We start from the raw sequence: 21,498 nt of genomic DNA, 5'->3' as shown, positions 1-21,498 counted from the left end.
ATTATACCCGTTTCTCATGTAAAACAGACAATTCTGAAAGACAGAAAATTTGATGTCTTCGAGACCGGCGTCCCGGCGCTAGGGGCGATACCTGACGCCACGGCGAAAACGGGAGTGGATCGACGGCGCTACAGCAGGTCCTCGACGTGGTCGGCGACCTCCTCGGGGGTGTCGCCGACGGGGACGCCCGCGTCGTTCAGGGCGTCGATCTTGCTCTCTGCAGTGCCGGTGCCCGACCCGGAGACGATGGCGCCGGCGTGGCCCATCCGCTTTCCAGGGGGTGCCGTCCGGCCGGCGATGAAGCCCGCGACGGGCGTCTCGACGTTGTCCGCGATGAACGCCGCCGCTTCCTCCTCGTCCTCGCCGCCGATCTCGCCGCACATCACGATCGCTTCGGTCTCGGGATCGTCCTCGAACAGCGAGAGGGCGTCGACGAAGTCGGTCCCGATGATCGGGTCGCCGCCGATCCCGATCGCGGTCGACTGGCCGATCCCGCGGTTCGTGAGGTTGTCGACGACCTGGTAGGTCAAGGTCCCGGAACGGGAGACCAATCCGACGTTGCCCTCCGCGAAGATGTTCCCGGGGAGGATGCCGAGTTTCGCTTCTCCAGGAGTGATGAGCCCGGGGCAGTTCGGACCCAGAAGACGCGTGTCGGTCTCGGTGAGGCGCTTGTTGACTTTCGCCATGTCCTGGGTCGGGACGCCCTCGGTGATCGCGACCGCGAGGTCGAGTTCCGTATCGAGGGCCTCGAAGATGGCGTCGCCCGCGAACGCGGGCGGGACGAAGATCACCGAGGCGTCCGCGTCCTCCTCGCGGACGGCCTGGTCTACGGTGTCGTAGACCGGGACGCCGTGGACCTCCTGGCCGCCCTTTCCGGGAACGGCACCGGCGACCACGTTGGTGCCGTACTCGATCATCTGGCCGGCGTGGAACTCCCCCTCGCCGCCGGTGATCCCCTGTACCACGACGCGGGTATCGTCGTCGACTAGTACGCTCATGCTTGTCCCTCCTCAGCGTACTCGACGGCACGCTGAACCGCGCTCTCGAGAGTCCCCTCGACCGTCACGAGGTCCTCGTTCAAGATTTCCATGCCCTCCTCCCAGTTGGTTCCCGCGAGCCGGACGACCACCGGCTTGGGGATCTCGTCGAACGCCTCCAGGGCCTCGTTGATCCCCCGGGCGACCTCGTCGCCGCGAGTGATCCCCCCGAAGATGTTGAACACCACGGACTCGACGTTGTCGTCCGAAAACACCATGTCCAGGGCGTTCGTGATTCGTTCTGCCTTCGCGCCGCCGCCGACGTCCAGGAAGTTCGCGGGCTCGCCGCCGTAGTGATCGACCAGGTCCAGCGTGGTCATCACGAGGCCGGCGCCGTTGCCGATGATGCCGACGTCGCCCTCGAGGCGGACGTAGTCGAAGTCGTACTCGTCGGCCTTCTGCTCTAGCTCGTCGCCGCTTGCGGCCTCCTCTTGCATCTCCGCGATCTCGGGTTGTCGAAAGAGGGCGTCCTCGTCGACGTTCATCACGGCGTCGGCCGCGATCACTTCGTCGTCGTCGGTGACCATCAGCGGGTTGATCTCGGCGTCGGCGCCGTCGCGGTCGTCCCAGAGCTCGTAGAGGGTGGTAAGCACCGAGGCGACGTCGCGGGCGACCTCGCGGTCGACGCCGGCGTCGTAGACGGCCTTCCGGGCCTGGTAGGGGTGCATCCCGAAGGCGGGATCGACGTGTTCGCGGACGATGGCGTCGGGGGTCTCCTCTGCGACCGCCTCGATGTCGACGCCGCCTTTCGTCGAGACCATCGCGACGGGCTTGCCCTCACCGCGGTCCATCGTGACCCCGACGTAGAGTTCGTTGACGAAGTCGACTGCGCCCTCGACCAACACGCGATCGACGTGAATTCCCTTCAGGTCCATCCCGAGGATCGAGTCGGCGGCCTCGCGGGCCTCCTCGTCGTCGGAGACGAGTTCGATCCCGCCGGCTTTCCCCCGGCCACCGACCTGTACCTGCGCTTTGATCGCGACCGGGTAGCCAATCTCTCCGGCTGCCGACAGGACGCCATCGACGTCCTCGGCCAGTTGTGAGGGAGGCGTCGGGATCCCGGCGTCGGCGAAGACCTGCTTCGCCTGATATTCGTGGAGTTTCATCAATGACTCGTGCGTGGGTCGGTCGCAGACGGTGTTATAATCAACGGATTCCCCGCGTCCGACGGTCGGGTCCGACTCGCAAACGACACCGATCGCTGCCGAACGACCGAACGGACGGGACTGCTCGCGAGTGAGATCGTGCCTCCGGATCGTCGGGACCGGTCCTACACTGACTGGAGCAGTCGCTTCACCAGTCGCAGCGGAAGCGTCACGACGAAGATCACGAAGTTGACGATCCTGAGCAGCAGCGATCGAACGGTGGCGACGATTCCGGCCATACCCCGATGTACGAGGCCGGCGAGGTAGCGACCGTGCATGCCATTGCCGGGTCGTCGCCGGAGTTCGCTTTCTTTCGTCGGGCTTTCCGACCCGCCGGCCCCCGCAACCCCAACCCCTTTTTCGGTCCCGTCCGTCGATTCTCCCATGGCAACAGACGATGCCGAGGAGATCGCAGCCGGTACCTGTCCGACCGCCAGCGGGATGCCGATGCTCGGGCTCGGAACCTGGCAGAACACCGATCCCGACCAGTGTGCAGAGAGCATCGAGACCGCCCTCGAGATGGGGTATCGCCACATCGACACGGCCCAGGCCTACGACAACGAGGAGGCCGTCGGCGAGGGAATCGCCGCCGCGGACGTCCCCCGCGAGGACGTCTTCCTCGCGACGAAGGTCAGCACCTCGAACCTGGCGAGCGAGGACGTCCTCGAGACGGCCCACGAGAGTGCAGACCGGCTGGGCGTCGAGACGATCGACCTGCTGTACGTCCACTGGCCGAAGGGGAGCTACGACGCCGAGGACACCCTCTCCGCGTTCGACGAACTGTACGACAAGGGACTGATCGAGAACGTCGGCGTCTCGAACTTCGAACCCCGACACATCGAGGAGGCGATGGACATACTCGACGCGCCCGTCTTCGCGAACCAGGTCGAACTCCATCCCCTCCTTCCCCAGGAGCACATCCGGGAGGCCTGCGAGAATTACGACGTCGAAGTTGTCGCCTACTCGCCGATCGCCCGCGGCGAGGTCTTCGACGTCGAGGAGCTCCGGGAGATCGCCGCAAACCACGACACGAGCGAGGCCGCGGTCGCGCTCGCCTGGGCCCGCGAGAAGGGCGTGACGACGATTCCGAAGGCGACCGGTCGGGATCACATCGCGGACAACTGGGAGTCGCTGTCGATCGATCTCGACAGCGACGAGGTGAACATGATCGACTCGATCGACCGGATCAACCGCGAGGTCGATCCCGACGACGCGCCCTGGAACTGACGACGGGTCTCGAGCGAGTTCGAACGAGCGTTCTCGATCCGATCCCGGAACGACCGATCTCGAACACTGAAAAAGGCGAGTCGATAAGGCGTTGCGTTGATTCAGCCGATCACATGTAGCCGAGGTCGCGCAGGCGCTCCATCAGGTCCTCCTTGTCCTGGGCGCGGCCCGCGCGCTCGGTCGTCGAGTCCAGATCCTGGAGCCAGGCGGGCTCCTCGGCGGCCTTGTCGGTGGAGACCTCGCTTCCCAGCGACCGGAAGCCGGCGAAGTACTTCGGCGAGACGGGGACGTCCTCTTTCTCGACGCCCTCGGGGAGGTCGTCGGCGCCCTGGGGGACGTAGCCCTCCTCGGGGAACGCCTCGACGGTGTCGGGGACGACGAAGTTCCAGAAGGCCTCCCAGACGGCGGCCTCGTCGAACTGGAGGATGGTCTGGATGCGGTCGTGGGGCGGGTAGATGTCCGGGTCGTGACGCGGCGAGAAGAACGTCTCGTCCGCGCGGGACTCCTGTTCGTCCCAGCGGATGCCTGAGATGATGCCGTCGACGTCGTACTCCTCGATGGCGTCGTTGAGCGCGACGGTCTTGAGCAGGTGGTTGCCGACGTAGGTGTCGAGCAGGAACGGGAACGTGTCCTCCTCGTACTCGAGGATCTCGCGGACGTGGTGCTGGTTGTGTTCGGAGAGCTCCTCGATGGGGATGTCGTCGCCGGGCTCGAGCCCGTTTTCGTCGACGTAGTCGCCGACGTCGGTGTTGCGCGCCCAGATGACCTCGAGGTCCCACTCGTCGGCCCAGTGCTCGACGAAGTCGATCAGTTCGTCGAAGTGCTGGTAGTGGTCGATGAAGACGACCGGGGGCACCTCGAGGTCGTACTGCTCTGCGACCTCCTTGACGAAGTACAGCGTGAGCGTCGAGTCCTTCCCGCCGGTCCACATCACGACCGGGTTCTCGTACTCCTCTAAGCCCTCGCGGGTGACCTCGATGGCCTTCTCGATCTTGTCGTTGACGTGTGGGTAGTCTGCGGGATCCTCGCCCTCGCCGTCGGTGTAATCGACATCGATGTAGTCGGGGAAGTCGTCGGTCATGGCGTAATTAGATATAATTACCTGCGTTAAATCGTTTGTGGAGTCCCTTCCGTTCGCGGGTGAATCACTCTCACGGGACCGGTTCCGGGACCGATCGAACGGTCGGGCTCACAGGGTAGCCGAGAGTGAAGGGTTTTATCGACCGTAGGGCAAACGCCCCACATGGGACACGACGAGGACGGGAGCCGCCGGGAGGGGCCACCGTGGTCGCGGTGGACTGAGGGGCAGGCCGCGGGCATCGGGCGGACCGCCGACACCGTAGTTCCGAAGATTGAGCCGCCGGAACCCGACCCGGCCGACGGCCTCCACGTCTGGGACACCTGGCTCCTGCGGACGCGGACCGGCGAGGTCGCGACCGTCGGGGACTATCGCGTGCTCTTCTCGCTGACGGCACCCGCCGACCTGCTTCCCGGCACGCGCCACGACGTCGCCGAGATCCGGTACTTCTACTCGCGGGACGGCCGCGAGTGGACCGACGGGGGACCCGTCTTCGCTGACGCCCTCGGCCAGCGCCAGTGGGCCGGCTCCGCGCTCGTAGACGACGGCGACCTCTACGTCTACTACACGGCCGCCGGCGAGGCCGACGCCCCCGAACTGAGCTACACCCAGCGCCCGGCGGTCGGGCACGGGGGACGTTTCTCGGCGTCGGAAGACGGTCTCGCCCTCGAAAGTACCTGGTCCCACGAGGTCCTGTTCAAACCCGACGGCGAACACTACGAGACGGCCGACCAATCCGAGGGGATGATCTACACCTTCCGGGACCCGTGGTTCTTCGAGGACCCCGAGACGGGCCGGACCTGTCTGCTGTTCGAGGCCAACACGCCCGTTCGCGAGGACGACCGCTGTGACGGCGATCCGGCCCGCCGGGAGTTCAACGGCTGCGTCGGGCTGGCGGTCTCGCCCTCGGGAGATCCTACCGAGTGGGAGCTCCGGCCCCCGATTCTGGACGCCGTCTGCGTCAACCAGGAGCTCGAACGCCCCCACGTCGTCCACCGCGACGGACGCTACTACCTGTTCGTCTCGAGTCACATGCACACGTTCGCGCCGGGCCTCGAGGGCTACGACGGCCTCTACGGCTTCGTCGCGGACTCCCTGGACGGGGAGTACCGCCCGCTGAACGGCTCGGGGTTGGTCCTCGCGAACCCCGCGACAGCGCCGTTCCAGGCTTACTCGTGGATGGCCTACCCCCACCGCGAGGAGATTCTCGTCGTCGGCTTCTTCAACTACTTCGACTTCGCGGGCGACTCGCTGGACGCGATCTCTGAGCTGTCGCTTCCCGAACAGCGCCGCCGGTTCGGCGGGACGCTCGCGCCGACGGTTCGGCTGGGAATCGAGCGCGACCGAACGCGGATCCTCGGAACGCTCGCCCACTGGGAGGTCCCGACGCCCGCGGAGCCCCTCCCGGAGCCGGCGACGCGGCCGCCCCTCGACCTGGACGCGCTCGCCGATGGCGACGAGCCCGCCGGACCCCAAGGCTATCCGTTCGGCGGGTACGCCGGCCGGGACACCGTAGAAGAATAGGGCCGACCTCCTCGGGAGATCACCGGGTGGTCGCCCGCTCGTCGTCCCGCCCGGGGCCGACCGCTCGCTCCATCGTCCAGGCCGACAGCGAGCGGACGCTCGCCCGTCCGCCCTCGGCGCGCGCCGAGACTCCCGTGGCGTCCTCGCTCGGGTAGACCCGGCTCGTCAGACAGTGGCGCTCGTTGGCGTACAGCTCGAGAACGCTGCCGTCGACGAACGCACGCATGGAGAGCGGTTCGTCGTACGGCGGGACGGCCATTCGCTGTGTGGTCGGCTCCGGCGGGTGGTCCGCGCTCGCCCCCCGATCGACGACCACCTCCTCGCCCGTGTACCGGATCGCGGTCCGTTCGTCCCGACCGACCTCGAGGACCGAGAGCTCGAACGCCTCGGCGTCCTCGAGGGCGACCTCCAGGTCGATCTCGAGGGAACGTCCGGCGGCCGACAGCGGGCGGCGCTCGCCGGCCGACAGCGAGAACGATTCCCCGTCGGCGACCCGCCGGTCGCGGAGGCGCTCGACCGCTTCGGCCGGGCGCTGTCGGAGCCGGCCGTCGGGCCCGACCGAGAGGACGCGGGGCAGGGAGAGCGCGCCCGACCAGCCCGCGTCCCACTGGGCGCCGACGTCCCTGGCCTCGGGGAGCCAGCCGAAGGTAACGTGGCGGTCGCCGTCCTGCATGGACTGTGGCGCGTAGAAGTCGCCGCCGTCGAGGACGCCCCGGCGTTCGATCTCGAACCGGCCGTCCCGGGCCTCGCCGATGAAATAGACGACCTCGTCGTAGTTCGAGACGTGCAGCAGTTTGTAGTCGCCGAAGTCGAGCAGTTCGGGACACTCCCAGACGGTTCCCTCGCTGCCCCCCTCGTCGACCAGGAACGGCCCCTCGTAGCGCCACTCCCGGAGGTTCTCGGAGCTGTAGCGAAGCACCGCGCCGCCGCCGTCGGCGAGGCCGGTACCGATGAGCTGGTGCCAGCGGTCGCCCTCGCGCCAGACGCAGTGGTCGCGAAACTCGGCCTCCCAGTGGTCGGTCTCGAGGAGCGCGAGGTCCTCGGGGGGTTCGGCGATCACGGGGTTGCCGTCGTACTTCTCCCACCGGCGCAGGTCGGGGTCGGTCGTCGTCGCCAGACAGGGAAGCTGTTTGCGCCCGCGGCCGCCCGTGTAGAGCAGCGTCGGCGTCCCGCCGTCGTCGATCGCACAGCCCGACCAGCAGCCGTCGCGGTCGGGGCCCTCCGGAGACGGCGAGAGCGCGACCGGCTCGTCGTCCCAGTAGAGGAGGTCGTCGCTGGTCGCGTGGCCCCAGTGGATGGTGTCGTGGAACGGTCCCGCCGGGTTGTACTGGTAGAAGGCGTGGTAGCGGCCGTTCCACGCGATCAGCCCGTTGGGATCGTTCAGCCAGTTCGCGGGCGGGGTGAAATGGTAGTCGGGTCGGTGGGCGTCGTCGCCGGCCCGCTCGCGGAGCGCCCGCATCTCCCCCGCGGAGCGTGGGGGCCGCGGCTGACCGTCGTCCCCCGCGAGTGATTCGAGACAGCCGGCGATCAGCCGATCGCGGTTCGCCGCGAGGTCCTCGGGGAGCGGTTCATCGAAGGGAACCGGCGCGCCGACGCCCAGCACGGAGCCCGCTCCCGCGTTCCAGCCGACGACGGTCATCTCCCCGGGGACCTCCCGGTCGCCCCGGACCGTCGAGGCGAGCACCTCGCCCGCCGCGGGGAGGACGGAGTCGTAGCGGGCGACCCCGACGGAGCCGCGGTCGCAGGTCGGGAGCCGAAGCGAGTCCGCCCCCGCCACGGCGGGGTGGTCCTCGTACAGCGACCGCCAGAGGACGCCGGTCGGTTCGGCCACGCCCTCGCCGACCGTCTCGGGCGGCACCGACTCGACGCCGAGGGCGTCGACGGCGGCCATCGCCCGGAGCGTCAGGAGCAGGCCGCCGCCGTCCTCCAGAAAGGCGTCGATCGTCGGCGCTCGCTCGGCCAGCGGCTCGCCCTCGACGGGCGTCGAGCGATGGTACCAGAGGACGTCGAACCGCTCGACCGGAGTCTCGAGAGCGGAAAACGACACCGCCTCCGCCGGAAGGCGCTCCTCGAGCCAGGCGAGGGCGGCGTCCTGTTCGTCGGAGAGGGGACCGTCTTGGAGGACTCCGACGCGGGTCGGCGAGTGGGTCATGGCGAGCCTACCGGACAGCGGATGAAAACCGTGGCGGATCGCCGCGGGAGCCGCGGCCCGCTTACAGCGTGAGGACGATCGGGAGGGCGAAGGCGACGAGCAGGCCGACGGCGAGGACGGCGAAGCCGATCCCGACGTCGTCGGTCGTGTACGCACTCATCGGTGCCGTCGTCCGCCCCTCGGGGTCGTGGCCGACGTCGGCGCCCGAGTCATGGTCGTGGGCTGGGTCGGTCGCGTGGTCGGCGTCTGCGGTCATACCCGGCCGTATCCGGCACTCGTACTTAAACGCTCGTCTCTCGGTCGGGCCCGTCGGCGGTGATCGCGGCGACCCGGACCGCTTTATTACCCTCGGCACCAACTCGTGGCCAACGAATGGTCCTGACGAAACGCGTCATCCCCTGTATCGACGTCGACGTCGACGACGACGGGAACCCCGCGGTCTACACGGGCGTCCACTTCGAGGACCTCCAGTACACCGGTGACCCCGTCGAGATGGCCAAGGCCTACAACCGCGCGGGCGCAGACGAGTTCGTCTTCCTCGACATCACCGCGAGCGCCCACGGCCGCGAGACGATGCTCGACGTCGTCTCCCGGGTCGCAGACGAGGTCTTCATCCCGCTGACGGTGGGCGGGGGCATCCGAACCACCGAGGACATCCGGGAGACCCTCCGTGCGGGCGCCGACAAGGTCTCGATCACGACCGGGGCTCTGGAGCGCCCCGGCCTCATCGACGAGGGCGCCGCCGCCTTCGGCAGCCAGTGTATCGTGATCAGCGTCGACGCCCGCCGACGGTTCGACGGCGAGGGCGACCACTACGTCGAGATCGACGGCGAGTCCTGCTGGTTTGAGTGCACGAAGAAGGGCGGCCGCGAGGGGACGGGGATCGACGTGATCGAGTGGGCCCACGAGGCCGAGGAGCGGGGCGCCGGCGAACTGTTCGTCAACTCGATCGACAAGGACGGGACCAAGGACGGCTACGACGTGCCGCTGACGCGGGCGGTCTGTGACGCGGTCGATACCCCCGTCATCGCCTCCTCGGGCTGTGGCGGCCCCGAGGACATGTACGAGGTCTTTACGGAGGCAAACGCCGACGCGGGACTCGCGGCCTCGATCTTCCACTTCGAGGAGTACACGATCGAGGAGACCAAGGAGTACCTCGCCGAGCGGGGCGTCCCGGTCCGGCTGTAGCCCGCGCCGAGAGGTCCGATTCCACCGCCCCGTCCCGGCACCCTTTTGGCTCGCCGCTCCAACCTCCGACAGTGAAGTGGCGGTGTACGCGGTGTGGCAAGCCCCACGACTCCGACGAGCCGCCGTGTGATTCCTGTGGCCACGGCGAGTTCGAGAGGGTGCCCGACTCGGAGTTCGAGACCGTCGACACCGGGACCCAGTACCTCTGGGTCTGTTCGAACTGTGGCTGCCAGCACGTCAAGAACAACCCTCCGTGTTCGCGGTGTGGCAACCACGAACTCGAGAAGGTCGAACAGACCTACGACGGGTTAGAGGACGAACTCGCGGTCCCGACCTGGCTCGAGGTCGCCCGTCCCTACCTCCCGATCCTCGCTATCGCGCTCGTGGTCCTCGCGCTCTTTGCGACGGGGATCCTCCCGCTTTCCCTGCTCTTTCCCGGGACGGGGACTCCCTCCCCGCCCGAGGCTCCCGGCGAGGCCGAGACCGCCGCCGGGATCGACCTCGAGAGCGTCGAGCATGGGGTCGACGACCGCCTCGAAACCGAACGCGAGGCCGGGGGCGTCGAGAGCCGCGAGTACGACGGGGGACTGGCGGGAATCGCCGAGTATCGAAACCGTCAGACGGTCCTCGAGCGCAGCGGAGAGGAGCCCCCCGATAACCCCGACTGGAGCGCGTTCGATCCCGACTGCGAGGGCGACGGGTTCCTCGTCGGATCGGTCGAACTCGAGTCGATCGACGACCACGCCGACCCCGGGGGCCTCGCGGACGCGGTCGCCGACCGGCTCGTCGCCGACCACGCGGACCTCGTCCTCGCCGACCGGCCGTCCGAGGGGATGGACGTCCACGTCGGCCCCGAGGGAACGGTGTTCGTCACCTACGCAGTCTGTTGACGGATCGTTCCCGTCAGTAGTCGAGCAAACCGCCACACGAAAAGAGCACTCGCCGGGAGATCAGGCGGCGGCCTCGAAGGACTCGCGGAACGACGTCGTCTTCTCGCGGACGGTGCCCGCAGCCTCCTCTAGGGCTTCGAGGGGATCGACGCCCTCGCGGGTCTTGATCGTCAGGATCGGCTCGGTCTGGCCCCCCGACTGCTCGGGGTTCATGTCGTAGGTCGCCGTCGTGACGTCGTCGCTCTCGAGGAGGGCGCCCTTGAGGACGTTCATGAACGTGTGGTCCTCGCCCCCGATCTCGATCGAGAGCTCGGTGTCGGCGCTCTCGGTGACCCGTAGTTCCATGGCCGTTCGTGGGGCCGTCGGCCGCTTGTACCTTTCGAAGCCCTCTCCGGGCCACAAACCACTATACGTCGCCGGCCCTAGCCAGCGTACATGGTTTCGATCGGGGGAACGCTGGCGCTCCTCGTCGTGGTCGCGCTGATGGCGTCGGTCGCGGTCGTCGGGCGGCTGGATCGCGAGCGGGCGGCGCGGGTCGGCGACGCCGTCCGGGCGCGGCTGGTGATGGGAGTTCCCTGGGGAACGCTGGTCGTAATGGGGTTCGTACTCGCGGTCTACCTGTTCGTCCAGGACGGGATTACCGACTGGCACGACCCCGTCGTCCTCCCCTACCGGGCGTGGTCGTACTTCTACCCGCTGGGGATGCTCACCGGCTCGTTCTCTCACGCCGACGCGGGCCACCTGACGGGCAACCTCGTCGGGACCCTCGCCGCCGCCCCGATCGCCGAGTACGCCTGGGGGCACTACCCCCGAAAGCGGGGGTCGGAAGCGTTCTCGACGTGGAAGACGAACCCCTGGCTCCGGGCGCTCGTGGTCTTCCCGGGGGTCGTGATCGCCGTCGGGCTCGCGACGAGTCTCTTCGCGGTCGGGCCCGTCATCGGCTTCTCGGGGGTCGTCTACGCCTTCGCCGGCTTCGCGGTCGTCCGGTACCCGCTCGCGACGCTGCTCTCGACGACGGTCCTCCAGAGCGCGCTGTTTACGATCTACCGAGGGGTCTGGACGCCGGTCCTCGAGGTCACCGCCCAGCCGAGCCCGCCCTCGGCGCCCTCGTGGGCGACGGTCGCGATCCAGGGCCACGCGGTCGGGCTGTTGATCGGCTTCCTGCTCGGCCTCTGGCTGTTTCGCCGGCGGGGGGAGCTCCCCTCGCCGGGCCGGCTCTGGATCGGCCTGTTGCTCTTTGGCTTCGCGCGGTCGTTCTGGGCGATCTACTGGTTTCGCGGGGGCGAGACCTACGTCCTCTACCGGGGACTGGGCGTCGTCGTCGTCGCCTGGCTCGCGATCGTCCTCGCGGTCGCCGCGGTCGGCCCCGAACGGCCCCTGCTGGGGCGGTGGTCGCCCGGCGACTCCGCGGGCCAGGTCGCGGCCTCCTCGGCCGACGGCGGACGCGACCGCTCGCGGAGCGCGAGCGAGCGGCTGCGCGAGGCGATCGCGGGACGCGGACCCGACGGCTCGCTCCGGGGGACGATTGCATCGGCGAGCCCACGGGGAGCGGCCCTGGTCGTCGTCCTCGTCCTCCTGGGGGCGATGGCCGGCCCCGCGATCCCAGTCAACGCCTTCGTCGTCTCGGGGGACACCGGGGACGCGGGCGAGGAGGGGACCCTCGCGGTCGAGGACTACTCGATCACCTACGCCGAGGGCGTCGAGAACCGGCTCGTCGGCGCGGTCGATATCGGTCCCCTCGAGTCGGCGACCACCGTCGAGACGGGCGGCGTCATCGTCTCGAGCAGCGAGCGCCAAATCTGGACCGACGCGGTCCCGGCCGGAGAGCTGGCCTTCGCGGGCCGGTCGACCGTCGTCGTCGGCGGGCCGGGCTGGCGGGAGTCGGTGACGGCGACCCGGGCGGGCTGGACCGCGACCGGCGGGGAGACCGCCTACCAGGTCTGGCTCGCACCCGCCGGCGGCGAGCCCCAGCACGCCTTCGCCTCGGGTCCTGCCCGGGCCGCGCTCACGCTCGCCGGCCACGACGTCTCGATCGTGCCTGAAGGCGGCGAGTTCCGCGTCGCGATCGAGGGGGAGGTAAACGCCACCGCCGAACTGCCCGACCCCGGCGAGAGCGTCACGCTCGGCCCCGTCACGTTCGAACGCGAGGGAAGCGGGCTCTACGGCGCCGTCGAGGGCACCCGCGTCCAGGTCGCGAGCGCCGAGACGTACGGCGAGCTCGAGTGATCCCGTCGGCGGCTCGCGTGAGCGTTCCCGGTATCGACACCGGGAATCGTGACCGGCGTCGATCGACGGGGTCCGTCACCACTCGATCCGGAAGACCTCGACCGCGAGCTCGCGGCGCTCCTCGTCGTGGAAGGGAAACCGATTGTCGACGGGAAACGCCGCCCGGAACGCCTCCGTGACCGTGCCGCCCCGTTCGCCGGCGAAGCGCTCGACGAACTCCCGACTCCCCTCGTTGTGGATCGAAAGGGAGACGGCGGCGAGTTCGCTCGCGGCCTCGAGGAACGGTCGGTCTGCGTGGCGGGCGCCCCGCTGGGCGCCGAAAGGGGGGTTCGCAAGAACGGTGGTCCGCCGCGGCGCCCGCAGGGGGTGGCGGCGGACGTCGCCGCGGAGCCAGTCGATCGGGGTCGGCTCGCGGCCGCCCTCGACCGGCTCGCCTGCGACGCGGCGCTCGTTCTCGCGAGCCAGGGCGAGCGCGCCGGGGTCGACGTCGATCCCGACGACCCGCTCGGGCGAAAAGAGCGCGGCGCCGACCGCGAGGGTTCCCGTCCCGGTTCCGAGGTCGACGACCGTCTCGCCGGTCAGGTCGCCCCGGAGGGCGGCGACCTGGAGGAGGTTGGCCGCGAGTTCGGGTGGCGTCAGGTACTGCTCGAGCTCGATGGAGGGGTCGGCGAAGTCGGCGACGGACTCGAGGCGCCGTTCGATAGCCTGCCGGGAGGCCACGCCTACGCGAGGTCGAGCCCGTCGACCTCGAAGGCGATCCCCTCGCGGTCGGCGCGTTCGGCACACGCTTCGAGGGCGGGGCGGACCTTCTCCGGGTTCGCGACGGAGTCACAGGACACAGTTACCCGGTCGACGCCGAGGAAGGTACCCGCCCGGACGAGCTCCCGGAGGCGGTCGGCCTCGCTCTGGGTCCGGAGCGAGCAGTCGGCCTCGAAGCGGGCCTCGACGGCGAGTTCGGCGGGGGAGAGTCCCTCGCCGGCGAACTCGCCTTTCAGCTCGCGGAGGTAGTCGGGGGCGGTCGATTCCAGGGCGTCGGCCTCCAGACGGACGGGGGTGACGTCCGCGGGTCGACAGCGGTCGATCGGTGCTTCGACGTCGGGGGCGGGATGGACGCTCATTGAACCGAGATACACAGCCTGCATACAAAAATCTTCGTAAATGCTCAGTAGTAATTCCACGGTCCGAGAGGAGCGGGTCCCACCGGGAGCGCCGTTATCGCCGCGTCGGGCACCCCCCGTACGGGATGACTGACTCGCCCGGACCGACAGGCCGGGAACACCGCGCTCTCGGCGATGGCTCCCCGGAATCCGACGAGGGCCGGGACGAGGATCCGGAGCGATCACCGAGCGGGCTCGCAGTTTCCGGCGATCGTTTTAGGTGGTCCCCCCGCGTACCCCGATGGGATGTCCGAAGACGAATCCGACGTCGAGGTCGAAAGCGAGGACGACGAGATCGAAGCGGAAGTCGAGCGGGAGGACGTCTCGCGCGAGGAGGTCGCCGACCACCTGGAGGCGTTCGCCGGAACCCTCCGGGAGGGAGGTCCCTTCGACGTCGAAATCGACGGCGAGTCGGTAACGATCGCGCCGCCGGACTCCCTCGAATTCGAGGTCGAGATCGAGGACGAGCGGGAGGACGACGGCGTCGAACGCTCGATCGAGTTCGAACTCGAGTGGGATCGAAGCGACGACGAGGACCCCCTGCTCGAGGAGTAGGTGGGTTCGAAAGCGAAGCCGTTCCGGCCGGAGATCCCGCGCGGGCGGTTCCCGACGGCCTGCTGATCGCACTCACGGTCGTCATCGGCCCGCTACTGGGGGTGCTCCCGGGGATCACTGCATCGACCCGCCGCGATCGGGGGGCGAAACCGGTGGCCGTTCGCTCCTCGCGGTGCTCGGAAGCGGTTGGACCAGGATCGGGTGTGAGGGTGGCCCGATCAGCGCTGTGAATCGCGGAGGATGAACGGGCCGATGGCGAGCGTCCGCTTCGCGATCGTCGCGATCCGGGCGATGTAGGAGATCAGCAACAAGAACGGGAGCGACGTCACGGCGAACGCCGCCGCCGTGATCCAGATAAGGTTCGGCACGCCGAGGGTCACGCCGGGGAGCGACGACCCGCCGATGTACGTCGTCATGAAGCCGGCGACGATGAGCGCCGGGACCGACAGGTAGAGGATGTTCTGTGAGAGGCTGATGAGTTCCCACTCGAAGTACAGCGTCTTGATGTGCTCGCGGGCGGGACCGAACATCGACAGCGCCGTCTTCAGGTCGTCGAGGATCACGCGCGTCTCCTCCGTGAGGGCATCGCTGTGGTCGTCGGTGATGCGTTCGACCTGGAAGATCTTCCAGCCGTAGTTGTAGTCGAGCGCCGCCGAGACGACAGTGTAGGAGCCGAACTTCCGACCTTCGAGTTTGTCCGCCGCTGCCTCCGCGTTGCCGACGAGGCTGTTCGTGAACTCGTCGACCTCCCCCCGGAGGTCCTCGCTCTCGTTGTCGTGAACCGATTCGCGGAGCCTCTCGGCGTACTCCTTGCTCTCCAAGATCAACGCGCGGAGAAACGCCGACGGATCCGCGGGCGTCGGCGTTCCGGTGATCTCCTTCGTGTACTCCCGGAACTCCATCGTGCCGTTCATGCGGTCGCGCTGGTCGCCCAGCGGACCGTTCTCCTGGGAGATGACGATCTGGCTGATGGTCAACACCAGGGTGACGCCGGTGATGATGGCACTGATCATCGTCGAGAACACCGTCTCGACGGTGTCGGCGGTCTGTGCGTCGGTGAGGTAGTACTGGTAGAAGAACGTCCCCCCGAAGACGAACACGCCGAAGATGAGCAACGCGAGCAGGCCCGCGACGACGAGGCGGTGGCCGTCGAGAGTCAGCCAGACCTTGAGTTTGGTCTCGCCGCCTCGCTCGCGCATCGTGTTCGCCGTTCCGATGTCGTCGACGTCGGACGCGTCGAGGTTCGGGTCCTCCTCGCGGCTGTCGACGTTTTCGGTGGTGTCGTCGCTCATGGCCTCGGTCCCTCGTGGGTCCCGCCCGGTCTCGAGACCGGCGAGCGAGAGCCCGCACCCTCGTACACGGCGCGCGTCATTTACTGGTTCCGTCGAGACGGAGGACTCACTTGAGCCCTCCGTTCTCCCGGCAGGATCACCGCATTCGGGGGGTTTCCGAGCGGACTGCCATCCGTGGAGTAATAAGGCTCGCTCGCGGACGGACCCCCACATGGATACGACGCGGAACGCCTCGACTGCGGTCTTCGTTGTCGCCGCCCTGGTCGTCATGGGCGGCTGTCTCACCGTCTCTCCGACCGTCGAAACCGGCGACTCGGACACCTTCCGAAACGTTACGACCGACAACCAGTGGGGGACGTCGTCGGTCCAGGCGACCGTCACGTTCTCGTCCTCGGCGACGACGGCCGACGGGGTGAGCCGGGTGAACGTCATCACGGAGAGCGGCGGCTCCTTTTACTCGACGACCCTCGACGCCGGACAGACGACGGTCTCGCTTCCGCTGCCGACCGGAGCGCCCGCGACGCTGTACGCGGTCAACACCACCAGCGGGAGCGTCGTGGCCACACAGAACGTGACGGTCGAGGGCTCGACGGTCCCGTAGCCCTCCCGTCGCTCGAGGGACGATCCGTGCGACGACCGCGACCGACGGAGATCGGAAGCAGTTATACGACTCCCCGCTCCGTATTTCATCGAATGAGTGAACGAACCGACGACCACTGGGAGTACGAGACCTTGCGAGTCCCTCGCGGCGAGGTGAAAAAGGAGTCCGTAGACCCCAAAGCGGAGATCAACGACCTGGCGAGCGACGGCTGGCGACTCGTCGAGACGGTCGACTACACGGGCGGGGGAACGAAGTTCCTGATCTTCGAACGCCCGGTTGGAGACGCATGATGAATGTCTCGAGAAAGCCTGCGTCCTGTCTAAGAAGGAGTGAAAACGATGAGCAGTGGATCACCGGTGCATCCTGAAGTGCTGGCTATCGGCTTTTCGAGAGAGTGAGCGTCGTCTGTCGCCAATCCTCTTCCTGATGATTCCCGAGACCAAGGAAACTGTATGAGTGTAATTGCCGAGTTCACCGTCAAGGCGGATGACTTCGCTCTCCACCACGCGCTGACCAGTGCGCCGGATATGATCGTCGAAATGGAACGAGATGGTTACAACCGTACTGGATCTACTCACGGTAGAAGAAAGTACGATCACTTCTGCACACGCAACCAGTGGAGGATGGACGCTGCGCTTGCTCTTCCCAACTCGTGAAGCAGTCTCACAGACCCATGACCACTACCAAGACCACGGAATCGGCTTTGAGATACACAGGGTATATGCCATCAAGGAGGATCGAAACGGACGGTTCGGCCTAATAGAAAACCAGTACGAGATGATGATTGCCGCGTTCGACGGTGGATATTACGACATTCCTCGCGGGGCTGCTCTGGAAGAGTTAGCAAACGAGTTTGACGTCTCCCACCAAGCAGCTTCTGAGTGTTTACGCCGCGCCCATACCAGCCTTGGAGCGTGTCATAGAATGCATCTCATAGCTTCTCGCAGCCCGGATCGTTTCCTCGCTCGTAGTTGGTGATTGCAACGACTACTCGGAGGCAGAGCGCAACGTACACTTCTGTTCGTGCGTGGACGCGGCCTCGGGCGCGAACGTGCCCGAGGCCGCAGCCCTTGACTGCATCGTTGGTTCGTTCGACGCCTGTCCGGTGGTTGTACGTCTCGTCCAAGATAGATTGGTTCAGCTGAACGTCCTCACTGTGTTCGGCGATGCGGTTTTCGACCCTGTACTCGATATCGAGTGGATCGTCGGTGTTTCGCGGGTTGTACGGAGCGATTGGCACGACCCCTGCGGCCAGCAGGTGGTCGTGCCAATCAAGGATATCGTACGCGCTGTCTCCAAGCATCCAGATCGGTGTGTCGACGGCGAGCGCGTCACGCGTGACGCGCATCGCCGTCTCTTGATCCGCTTGTTTGGTTTGTGTGAATTCCGCTGCTATCGGGATCTTTTCGCCAGTTGAGACGATCGTACAGCCGAAGCCGTAGTAGTGCTCCTCGGCTGTTGGATCGTAATTCCATGAGGCAGCGTCGTTGTATTGGATCGCTTCGACATGGGTCGAATCGATCGAGTACGTGGAGTCGAGCAGGCCGCGGGCGGCGGCCTGCTCGACGAGCCTGTCGAAGACAGTGTCAACAACGTGTTCGAGGTCGGTGAGAAAGCGGTCAATGGTGTCTCTGGATGGCGGTTTGTCGAGTCCGCAGTAGTACCAGACGAGGCTGTGCTGGAGTTCGCGTGTAACCAGGCGTGTACCGTAGATATTCTTGTAGTAGCAGTGTAGAAAGCCGCGAAAGAGATCTGGCGGGTGATGAACTCGTGTTCGCCCCCGGCGAGCGGGGGCGAACACGTCGTACTCCAGGAGAAACTCGAACTCAAGGTGTTCGAACAGCGGCACTGTTTCGGTAGCCGCCGCATTCAAGAAGTCGTCTACCGATGCTGCGTCCTGTAGGGCGTTGGTACTGCTGGACACAGTTTCCAAGCCCTGCAGCCTCCCTTGGGAGGCTTTCTATGACACGCTCGCCTTGTGGAAAATACGATCGCTCTTCCGTAGGAGATTGTTGAGACAGTTCGGTTCGTCACTGGCTGCATCGAGATCGGGGTGTAGAGCAGTTCATAATCCATAGCTCAACTCTTAACCTCAACACGCGGCTGCCAGTACTCGAGGATTACTGCCTCGTGCGGAAGATCGGGACAGCAGAACGCTCGGGACTGTACGAAGTCACTTCGGCAGGAAAGTTACTCTGATCTATCAAGATCAGTACGGCGAGGTCGCGATTTCAACACACTCCTCAATGGTCCGACCCCAGAACAGGACCAGTCCAGTGCGTCGGCAGAGACCGCGCTCGTTCGCGGAGACGGTGACGACCCTGAACCCGACGACGAGTAACTCCGTTTACAGCGTTGGCCCCAGTGGAGCCCGGAATTCTTGACTTGATATCAGTACGTGAAGTGCGTACAATGGGCGAGGGTTACGAGCGTGTGCCGACCTCGTTCCCCGGACTGAACTCGATTAGTTCCTCGATCCGGTCCTCGAGTTCGTCGACTTCCTCACGGAAATCCTTGGCTTCAGGCTCGTCGCTCAACGCAAGCTGATCTTTGAGTCCCTGGGCCGGGTTTCTTTGGTCTCCTCGTCGACGTCGGCTTTGCGGACGTACTCACTCTCTCCGATCTCGTAGACCGCCGAGTCGGCGAGTTCGGTCACATCGAGTGCGTCTTCGACTTTCTCGCGATCGACGGCCATGACACGTTCACGGGGGATGCCCTCGTCTTCGAGCCCGCGGAGGACTTCGTCGTCGTTTTTGAGCGATTGATTCCGGCGGGTCGTCCGCTGGACCGCGCCGTACTGTCTATGGACCGACTGGTCGTGGTGAAGGCGGTCGAGAAGTACTTCACGGACTCCCGTTGAAGATCGCCCACACTCTGTTGGATATCTGAGAGCAGTGTGTAGAGGTTGATGAGTACGGGTGTCTCCCATTCGTCGAACACAGTGGGATCACAACGCTCGAACGTATCGATCGACAAGAGCATACTTCTCGAAATCAGCTTCAGCTGTCGGAGCTGAAGTGAGAACCTGATGAATTCACCAGCCGGTCGCCATGGAGAGATCTGAGACCGGGCGGAAGCGGGGGATACGCGGCGGTACCAACTCGTCTACGCCTCTTCGTAGTCGTCCAGCCACGATCGCACGACGCTCTGCAGTGCGCCGGTCGTACTCCCTAGATTCAGTATCTGGTACCCCGCGTTCGCCTTCTCGTTGACGTCGTCCATCCCAAAGCCGAGACCGCCGAGGGGAACGTCGGCCTTGAGCGCGGCCTCCCGGATCTCTTCGACGTGTTCCTCGACCTCGTCGTGGGTCGGCTCACCGGGGTGGCCGAGCGACACCGCAAGATCGAGTGGGCCGGCGAAAACGAACCCCAGTTCGGGGACAGCGAGGATCTCCGCTATATTCGCTACGGCGGTCGGGTTCTCGATCGTCACGCCGAGGACGACCTCCTCGTCCTCGGTGCCAGCGTAGTCGTCGGTCGTCCCCCAGCGGCTCGCTCGCGGGCTCGCGAAGCCGCGTTTACCGGGCTCCCCGTCGTATTCGAATCGCGAGGCCTCGACCGCTCGCCGCACCTCGTCGGCGGACTCGATCCGCGAGACGAACAGGTTTCTGACGCCTGCGTCCAGAGCTTTCCGAATCGTGCCGGGATCGGGTTCGGGCAGCCGAACGAGCAGTTCAGTCCCCCCAACGTCGGCAGCCCGGAGCAGGTCTTCCATGCGGTGGCCGTTCCACGGACTCGGCCCTGCGTGCTCGAGGTCGATCCAGACGAAATCGAGGCCGAGTTCGCCGTAGAACTCGACCAGGCTCGGATCGTACGCGTTCTCGAGGATGCCGAGCGCGACGGCGTCGTCCGCGAGTATCCGTTGGAGATCGTTAGTACGTGGTGACGTCGCCATGAGGGAGAGACCACTGGAAAGTGAATAAAGGTTCGCTCGATACCAGCTTCGCGCACGTACGGCGTCACCGAGCGTGCGCTTGATCACCGAGAAGAACGTATCAGACAACGCTCTTTGACCAGAGAGCTCCCTCAATCCGCGCGTTATGCGCGTGATTGATGGGACGGAGAATGCGAGTGCGGCGAGTTGTGCCGAAACAGGCGCCGTGGGTGCTGCTACCGGAACGTGCGGCGGCGCTGGCGGCGTCTGACGCTACAGGCGGCCACTTCCGATGTAGGCGAGTCCGAGACTCCCTCCAATTATCAGAATACTAAAAGCAGAGCTTGGAAGTGATAGAAACTCTTCCCCGAAGCTCCCCACCACTAGTACTGCGACAGCGAGAAGCGTCATCAGCGGATGTGCAGCCAGTTGCTGAACAAAGACTCGAAATGTCCAGTAAACCATCTCCGCCTTGGGTTTGACCGCGTCCCCCAAGGGACGGTTTCCATCCGGATTCTCGGCTGAATCAAATCCGTTGAGGTCGTCGTATCTGACTGTTATGATTTCCCCGGTATTGACCCGTTGACCGTCGGCGTCCCCGACTCTGAGGAGCGTTACACCTTCTTCGCTAATGCCAACCACTCGGTAAACCCCATCCACAGAATCAGTGTCAGTCGAAGAGTAATGATCGTACACTGATGGAGAGGGCATTGTTAAGCGATTGTGTTACTCCATGAATATAACTTCTGAGTCCGGAGACGACACCGCTCACTCAATCGTTGCTGGAGTGTACTAATGAAGATCATCAATAGTGTCGGTAACGACACTTGCGCTCAGGTTCCCCTGATCCCGGTCAAAGTCGCTGTATTTGATGGATGTCACATACTTACTATGGCAGAATAAAACAGTCTGACGCTCGCCGGAGTGTGAAAAAGGCTGACAATATTTATACCACAACAGGATAAAAACTCGATATGACCGAATGGGGGAAGCATCCGTCTGAAATGACCAATAGACGACTGTTATTCTGGATCGGGATCGGACTATTCGGTATGCTCTCCCCACTAGTGCAACTGTGAGAGACCAATAGCATTTCATGGGTTTTACTCGGGGTGGGGATGTTCACGTCAGTAGTCGTATTCAGCGAGTATGCCTCCAGCACTAAACTGGGCCAAATAGTCGATGATTGGTGGGACCGAATCGGCATTGGTGGCCGATTCCTCGTGCTAGTCACGGTTACAGCGATCGTATGGGGAGTCATCTGGGTGTTCAGGCCACCGACCGTCCCCATCCATAGCTTCGCACTGGGGATGTTTGTCGGATTGACTGCCAAGGTCGGATTTGTCCTCCTAAAGCGGACAGCAATCAACGGCCAGCAGGCAGACGGTGGATGCTGAAGAAGGTTCGAGAAGCGTTCGAGGGAACTTCAGTCGATCACATCAGTGACCGCACGAATGCATTGAGAACATGCTGAACCGGTCTGATCCGTGCTCGGATAGTGTCGGAGGAGTGGCGGAGACGGTGATCAGCACTGGACAGTCGCTGTCGGCGGC

Annotated in this window: 22 protein-coding genes and 2 pseudogenes; 9 read left to right on the top strand and 15 right to left on the bottom strand. The window is 65.6% G+C overall.

Annotated elements, in window-relative coordinates; all coding sequences use genetic code 11:
• Positions 1-128: 128 nt before the first annotated feature.
• The 3 genes from sucD to LCF40_RS08315 all read right to left on the bottom strand — a co-directional run bounded on the left by sucD (position 129) and on the right by LCF40_RS08315 (position 2,568).
• On the bottom strand, positions 129-998 hold the full coding sequence (gene sucD / locus LCF40_RS08325; protein ID WP_114576640.1) for a succinate--CoA ligase subunit alpha: 870 nt from the start codon (positions 996-998) through the stop codon (positions 129-131).
• Entirely contained in the window at positions 995-2,143 is a 1,149-nt protein-coding gene (gene sucC, locus LCF40_RS08320; RefSeq protein WP_114576641.1) for an ADP-forming succinate--CoA ligase subunit beta, read from the bottom strand. The genes sucD and sucC overlap by 4 nt, the downstream gene beginning before the upstream one ends.
• Before the next feature lie 164 nt (positions 2,144-2,307).
• Positions 2,308-2,568, bottom strand: coding sequence for a hypothetical protein (locus LCF40_RS08315; RefSeq protein ID WP_114576642.1), 261 nt, complete (start codon positions 2,566-2,568; stop codon positions 2,308-2,310).
• Here LCF40_RS08315 and LCF40_RS08310 point away from each other — a divergent pair.
• Positions 2,567-3,409: an aldo/keto reductase gene (locus LCF40_RS08310; RefSeq protein ID WP_224828100.1), complete on the top strand. Its 843-nt coding sequence runs from the start codon at positions 2,567-2,569 to the stop codon at positions 3,407-3,409. The genes LCF40_RS08315 and LCF40_RS08310 overlap by 2 nt on opposite strands.
• A gap of 109 nt (positions 3,410-3,518) precedes the next feature.
• Here the strand turns inward: LCF40_RS08310 and LCF40_RS08305 are convergent, their stop codons facing one another.
• Positions 3,519-4,490 carry a phosphoadenosine phosphosulfate reductase family protein gene (locus tag LCF40_RS08305; protein ID WP_114576644.1) on the bottom strand — a complete coding sequence of 324 codons (972 nt, stop codon included), beginning with the start codon at positions 4,488-4,490 and terminating at the stop codon, positions 3,519-3,521.
• Between the two features lie 162 nt (positions 4,491-4,652).
• Here LCF40_RS08305 and LCF40_RS08300 point away from each other — a divergent pair, with 162 nt between their 5' ends.
• Positions 4,653-6,011, top strand: coding sequence for a glycoside hydrolase family 68 protein (locus LCF40_RS08300; protein WP_224828099.1), 1,359 nt, complete (start codon positions 4,653-4,655; stop codon positions 6,009-6,011).
• Positions 6,012-6,030: 19 nt separating this feature from the next.
• On the opposite strand, the gene LCF40_RS08295 is transcribed toward LCF40_RS08300, so the two are convergent.
• Together LCF40_RS08295 and LCF40_RS08290 are read right to left on the bottom strand one after the other, a co-directional pair.
• A complete protein-coding gene (locus LCF40_RS08295; RefSeq protein WP_224828098.1) occupies positions 6,031-8,163 on the bottom strand; it encodes a GH32 C-terminal domain-containing protein in 2,133 nt (710 codons plus the stop codon).
• Positions 8,164-8,224: 61 nt separating this feature from the next.
• Positions 8,225-8,419 (bottom strand): DUF7550 family protein, encoded by a 195-nt coding sequence (locus tag LCF40_RS08290; protein ID WP_114576647.1) that lies wholly within the window; start codon positions 8,417-8,419, stop codon positions 8,225-8,227.
• 116 nt (positions 8,420-8,535) lie between these two features.
• On the opposite strand from LCF40_RS08290, the gene hisF reads away from it, so the two are divergent.
• Together hisF and LCF40_RS08280 are read left to right on the top strand one after the other, a co-directional pair.
• The gene (hisF, locus tag LCF40_RS08285; protein ID WP_114576648.1) at positions 8,536-9,351 is read left to right on the top strand and encodes an imidazole glycerol phosphate synthase subunit HisF; all 816 of its coding nucleotides are present in this window, start codon (positions 8,536-8,538) and stop codon (positions 9,349-9,351) included.
• A gap of 71 nt (positions 9,352-9,422) precedes the next feature.
• The gene (locus LCF40_RS08280) at positions 9,423-10,241 is read left to right on the top strand and encodes a hypothetical protein (protein WP_224828097.1); all 819 of its coding nucleotides are present in this window, start codon (positions 9,423-9,425) and stop codon (positions 10,239-10,241) included.
• 60 nt (positions 10,242-10,301) lie between these two features.
• On the opposite strand, the gene LCF40_RS08275 is transcribed toward LCF40_RS08280, so the two are convergent.
• Complete coding sequence (locus tag LCF40_RS08275; RefSeq protein ID WP_114576650.1) at positions 10,302-10,586, bottom strand: DNA-directed RNA polymerase subunit L; 285 nt, start codon at positions 10,584-10,586, stop codon at positions 10,302-10,304.
• Between the two features lie 90 nt (positions 10,587-10,676).
• Between LCF40_RS08275 and LCF40_RS08270 the strand changes: the two genes are divergently transcribed.
• Positions 10,677-12,467: a rhomboid family intramembrane serine protease gene (locus LCF40_RS08270; RefSeq protein WP_224828096.1), complete on the top strand. Its 1,791-nt coding sequence runs from the start codon at positions 10,677-10,679 to the stop codon at positions 12,465-12,467.
• A gap of 75 nt (positions 12,468-12,542) precedes the next feature.
• Here the strand turns inward: LCF40_RS08270 and LCF40_RS08265 are convergent, their stop codons facing one another.
• Both LCF40_RS08265 and LCF40_RS08260 read right to left on the bottom strand, forming a co-directional pair.
• Positions 12,543-13,187 (bottom strand): METTL5 family protein, encoded by a 645-nt coding sequence (locus LCF40_RS08265; RefSeq protein ID WP_224828095.1) that lies wholly within the window; start codon positions 13,185-13,187, stop codon positions 12,543-12,545.
• A 2-nt stretch (positions 13,188-13,189) separates the two neighbouring features.
• Entirely contained in the window at positions 13,190-13,585 is a 396-nt protein-coding gene (locus LCF40_RS08260; protein WP_114576653.1) for a DUF7961 family protein, read from the bottom strand.
• A 285-nt stretch (positions 13,586-13,870) separates the two neighbouring features.
• Between LCF40_RS08260 and LCF40_RS08255 the strand changes: the two genes are divergently transcribed.
• Entirely contained in the window at positions 13,871-14,179 is a 309-nt protein-coding gene (locus LCF40_RS08255; protein ID WP_114576654.1) for an amphi-Trp domain-containing protein, read from the top strand.
• 218 nt (positions 14,180-14,397) lie between these two features.
• On the opposite strand, the gene LCF40_RS08250 is transcribed toward LCF40_RS08255, so the two are convergent.
• Positions 14,398-15,471, bottom strand: coding sequence for a DUF7972 family membrane protein (locus LCF40_RS08250; RefSeq protein WP_224828094.1), 1,074 nt, complete (start codon positions 15,469-15,471; stop codon positions 14,398-14,400).
• A gap of 211 nt (positions 15,472-15,682) precedes the next feature.
• On the opposite strand from LCF40_RS08250, the gene LCF40_RS08245 reads away from it, so the two are divergent.
• The 3 genes from LCF40_RS08245 (at position 15,683) to LCF40_RS23505 (ending at position 17,050) form a co-directional block, all read left to right on the top strand.
• Positions 15,683-16,072: a hypothetical protein gene (locus LCF40_RS08245; protein WP_224828093.1), complete on the top strand. Its 390-nt coding sequence runs from the start codon at positions 15,683-15,685 to the stop codon at positions 16,070-16,072.
• Positions 16,073-16,164: 92 nt separating this feature from the next.
• On the top strand, positions 16,165-16,362 hold the full coding sequence (locus LCF40_RS08240; protein ID WP_114576657.1) for a DUF4177 domain-containing protein: 198 nt from the start codon (positions 16,165-16,167) through the stop codon (positions 16,360-16,362).
• A 259-nt stretch (positions 16,363-16,621) separates the two neighbouring features.
• Positions 16,622-17,050, top strand: a complete 429-nt coding sequence (locus tag LCF40_RS23505) for a helix-turn-helix domain-containing protein (protein WP_224828092.1) — start codon at positions 16,622-16,624, stop codon at positions 17,048-17,050.
• Here LCF40_RS23505 and LCF40_RS08230 read toward each other — a convergent pair.
• The 5 genes and pseudogenes from LCF40_RS08230 to LCF40_RS08205 form a co-directional block, all read right to left on the bottom strand.
• A complete protein-coding gene (locus LCF40_RS08230; protein ID WP_224828220.1) occupies positions 17,004-17,996 on the bottom strand; it encodes a transposase in 993 nt (330 codons plus the stop codon). The genes LCF40_RS23505 and LCF40_RS08230 overlap by 47 nt on opposite strands.
• Before the next feature lie 499 nt (positions 17,997-18,495).
• Positions 18,496-19,051, bottom strand: a pseudogene (locus LCF40_RS23500) (DUF7983 family protein); the annotation flags it as partial.
• A 126-nt stretch (positions 19,052-19,177) separates the two neighbouring features.
• Positions 19,178-19,966, bottom strand: a complete 789-nt coding sequence (locus tag LCF40_RS08215; protein WP_224828091.1) for an HpcH/HpaI aldolase family protein — start codon at positions 19,964-19,966, stop codon at positions 19,178-19,180.
• Between the two features lie 36 nt (positions 19,967-20,002).
• Positions 20,003-20,141, bottom strand: a pseudogene (locus tag LCF40_RS08210) (IS5/IS1182 family transposase); the annotation flags it as partial.
• A 77-nt stretch (positions 20,142-20,218) separates the two neighbouring features.
• Positions 20,219-20,656, bottom strand: coding sequence for a hypothetical protein (locus LCF40_RS08205; RefSeq protein WP_224828090.1), 438 nt, complete (start codon positions 20,654-20,656; stop codon positions 20,219-20,221).
• Positions 20,657-21,498: the final 842 nt, after the last annotated feature.

Origin of the sequence: Saliphagus infecundisoli, from assembly GCF_020177375.1 — an archaeon.
In the GTDB taxonomy this organism is placed as follows: Archaea; Halobacteriota; Halobacteria; order Halobacteriales; family Natrialbaceae; genus Saliphagus; species Saliphagus infecundisoli.
This window is presented reverse-complemented; position numbering and strand designations above follow the sequence as displayed.

What these genes read in the sequence shown, in the direction of transcription:
- sucD (WP_114576640.1), bottom strand. Translation starts at nt 998, where the DNA reads ATGAGCGTACTAGTCGACGACGATACCCGCGTCGTGGTACAGGGGATC.
- sucC (WP_114576641.1), bottom strand. Translation starts at nt 2,143, where the DNA reads ATGAAACTCCACGAATATCAGGCGAAGCAGGTCTTCGCCGACGCCGGG.
- LCF40_RS08310 (WP_224828100.1), top strand. Translation starts at nt 2,567, where the DNA reads ATGGCAACAGACGATGCCGAGGAGATCGCAGCCGGTACCTGTCCGACC.
- LCF40_RS08315 (WP_114576642.1), bottom strand. Translation starts at nt 2,568, where the DNA reads ATGGGAGAATCGACGGACGGGACCGAAAAAGGGGTTGGGGTTGCGGGG.
- LCF40_RS08305 (WP_114576644.1), bottom strand. Translation starts at nt 4,490, where the DNA reads ATGACCGACGACTTCCCCGACTACATCGATGTCGATTACACCGACGGC.
- LCF40_RS08300 (WP_224828099.1), top strand. Translation starts at nt 4,653, where the DNA reads ATGGGACACGACGAGGACGGGAGCCGCCGGGAGGGGCCACCGTGGTCG.
- LCF40_RS08295 (WP_224828098.1), bottom strand. Translation starts at nt 8,163, where the DNA reads ATGACCCACTCGCCGACCCGCGTCGGAGTCCTCCAAGACGGTCCCCTC.
- LCF40_RS08290 (WP_114576647.1), bottom strand. Translation starts at nt 8,419, where the DNA reads ATGACCGCAGACGCCGACCACGCGACCGACCCAGCCCACGACCATGAC.
- hisF (WP_114576648.1), top strand. Translation starts at nt 8,536, where the DNA reads ATGGTCCTGACGAAACGCGTCATCCCCTGTATCGACGTCGACGTCGAC.
- LCF40_RS08275 (WP_114576650.1), bottom strand. Translation starts at nt 10,586, where the DNA reads ATGGAACTACGGGTCACCGAGAGCGCCGACACCGAGCTCTCGATCGAG.
- LCF40_RS08270 (WP_224828096.1), top strand. Translation starts at nt 10,677, where the DNA reads ATGGTTTCGATCGGGGGAACGCTGGCGCTCCTCGTCGTGGTCGCGCTG.
- LCF40_RS08260 (WP_114576653.1), bottom strand. Translation starts at nt 13,585, where the DNA reads ATGAGCGTCCATCCCGCCCCCGACGTCGAAGCACCGATCGACCGCTGT.
- LCF40_RS08255 (WP_114576654.1), top strand. Translation starts at nt 13,871, where the DNA reads ATGTCCGAAGACGAATCCGACGTCGAGGTCGAAAGCGAGGACGACGAG.
- LCF40_RS08250 (WP_224828094.1), bottom strand. Translation starts at nt 15,471, where the DNA reads ATGAGCGACGACACCACCGAAAACGTCGACAGCCGCGAGGAGGACCCG.
- LCF40_RS08245 (WP_224828093.1), top strand. Translation starts at nt 15,683, where the DNA reads ATGGATACGACGCGGAACGCCTCGACTGCGGTCTTCGTTGTCGCCGCC.
- LCF40_RS08240 (WP_114576657.1), top strand. Translation starts at nt 16,165, where the DNA reads ATGAGTGAACGAACCGACGACCACTGGGAGTACGAGACCTTGCGAGTC.
- LCF40_RS23505 (WP_224828092.1), top strand. Translation starts at nt 16,622, where the DNA reads ATGGTTACAACCGTACTGGATCTACTCACGGTAGAAGAAAGTACGATC.
- LCF40_RS08215 (WP_224828091.1), bottom strand. Translation starts at nt 19,966, where the DNA reads ATGGCGACGTCACCACGTACTAACGATCTCCAACGGATACTCGCGGAC.
- LCF40_RS08205 (WP_224828090.1), bottom strand. Translation starts at nt 20,656, where the DNA reads ATGCCCTCTCCATCAGTGTACGATCATTACTCTTCGACTGACACTGAT.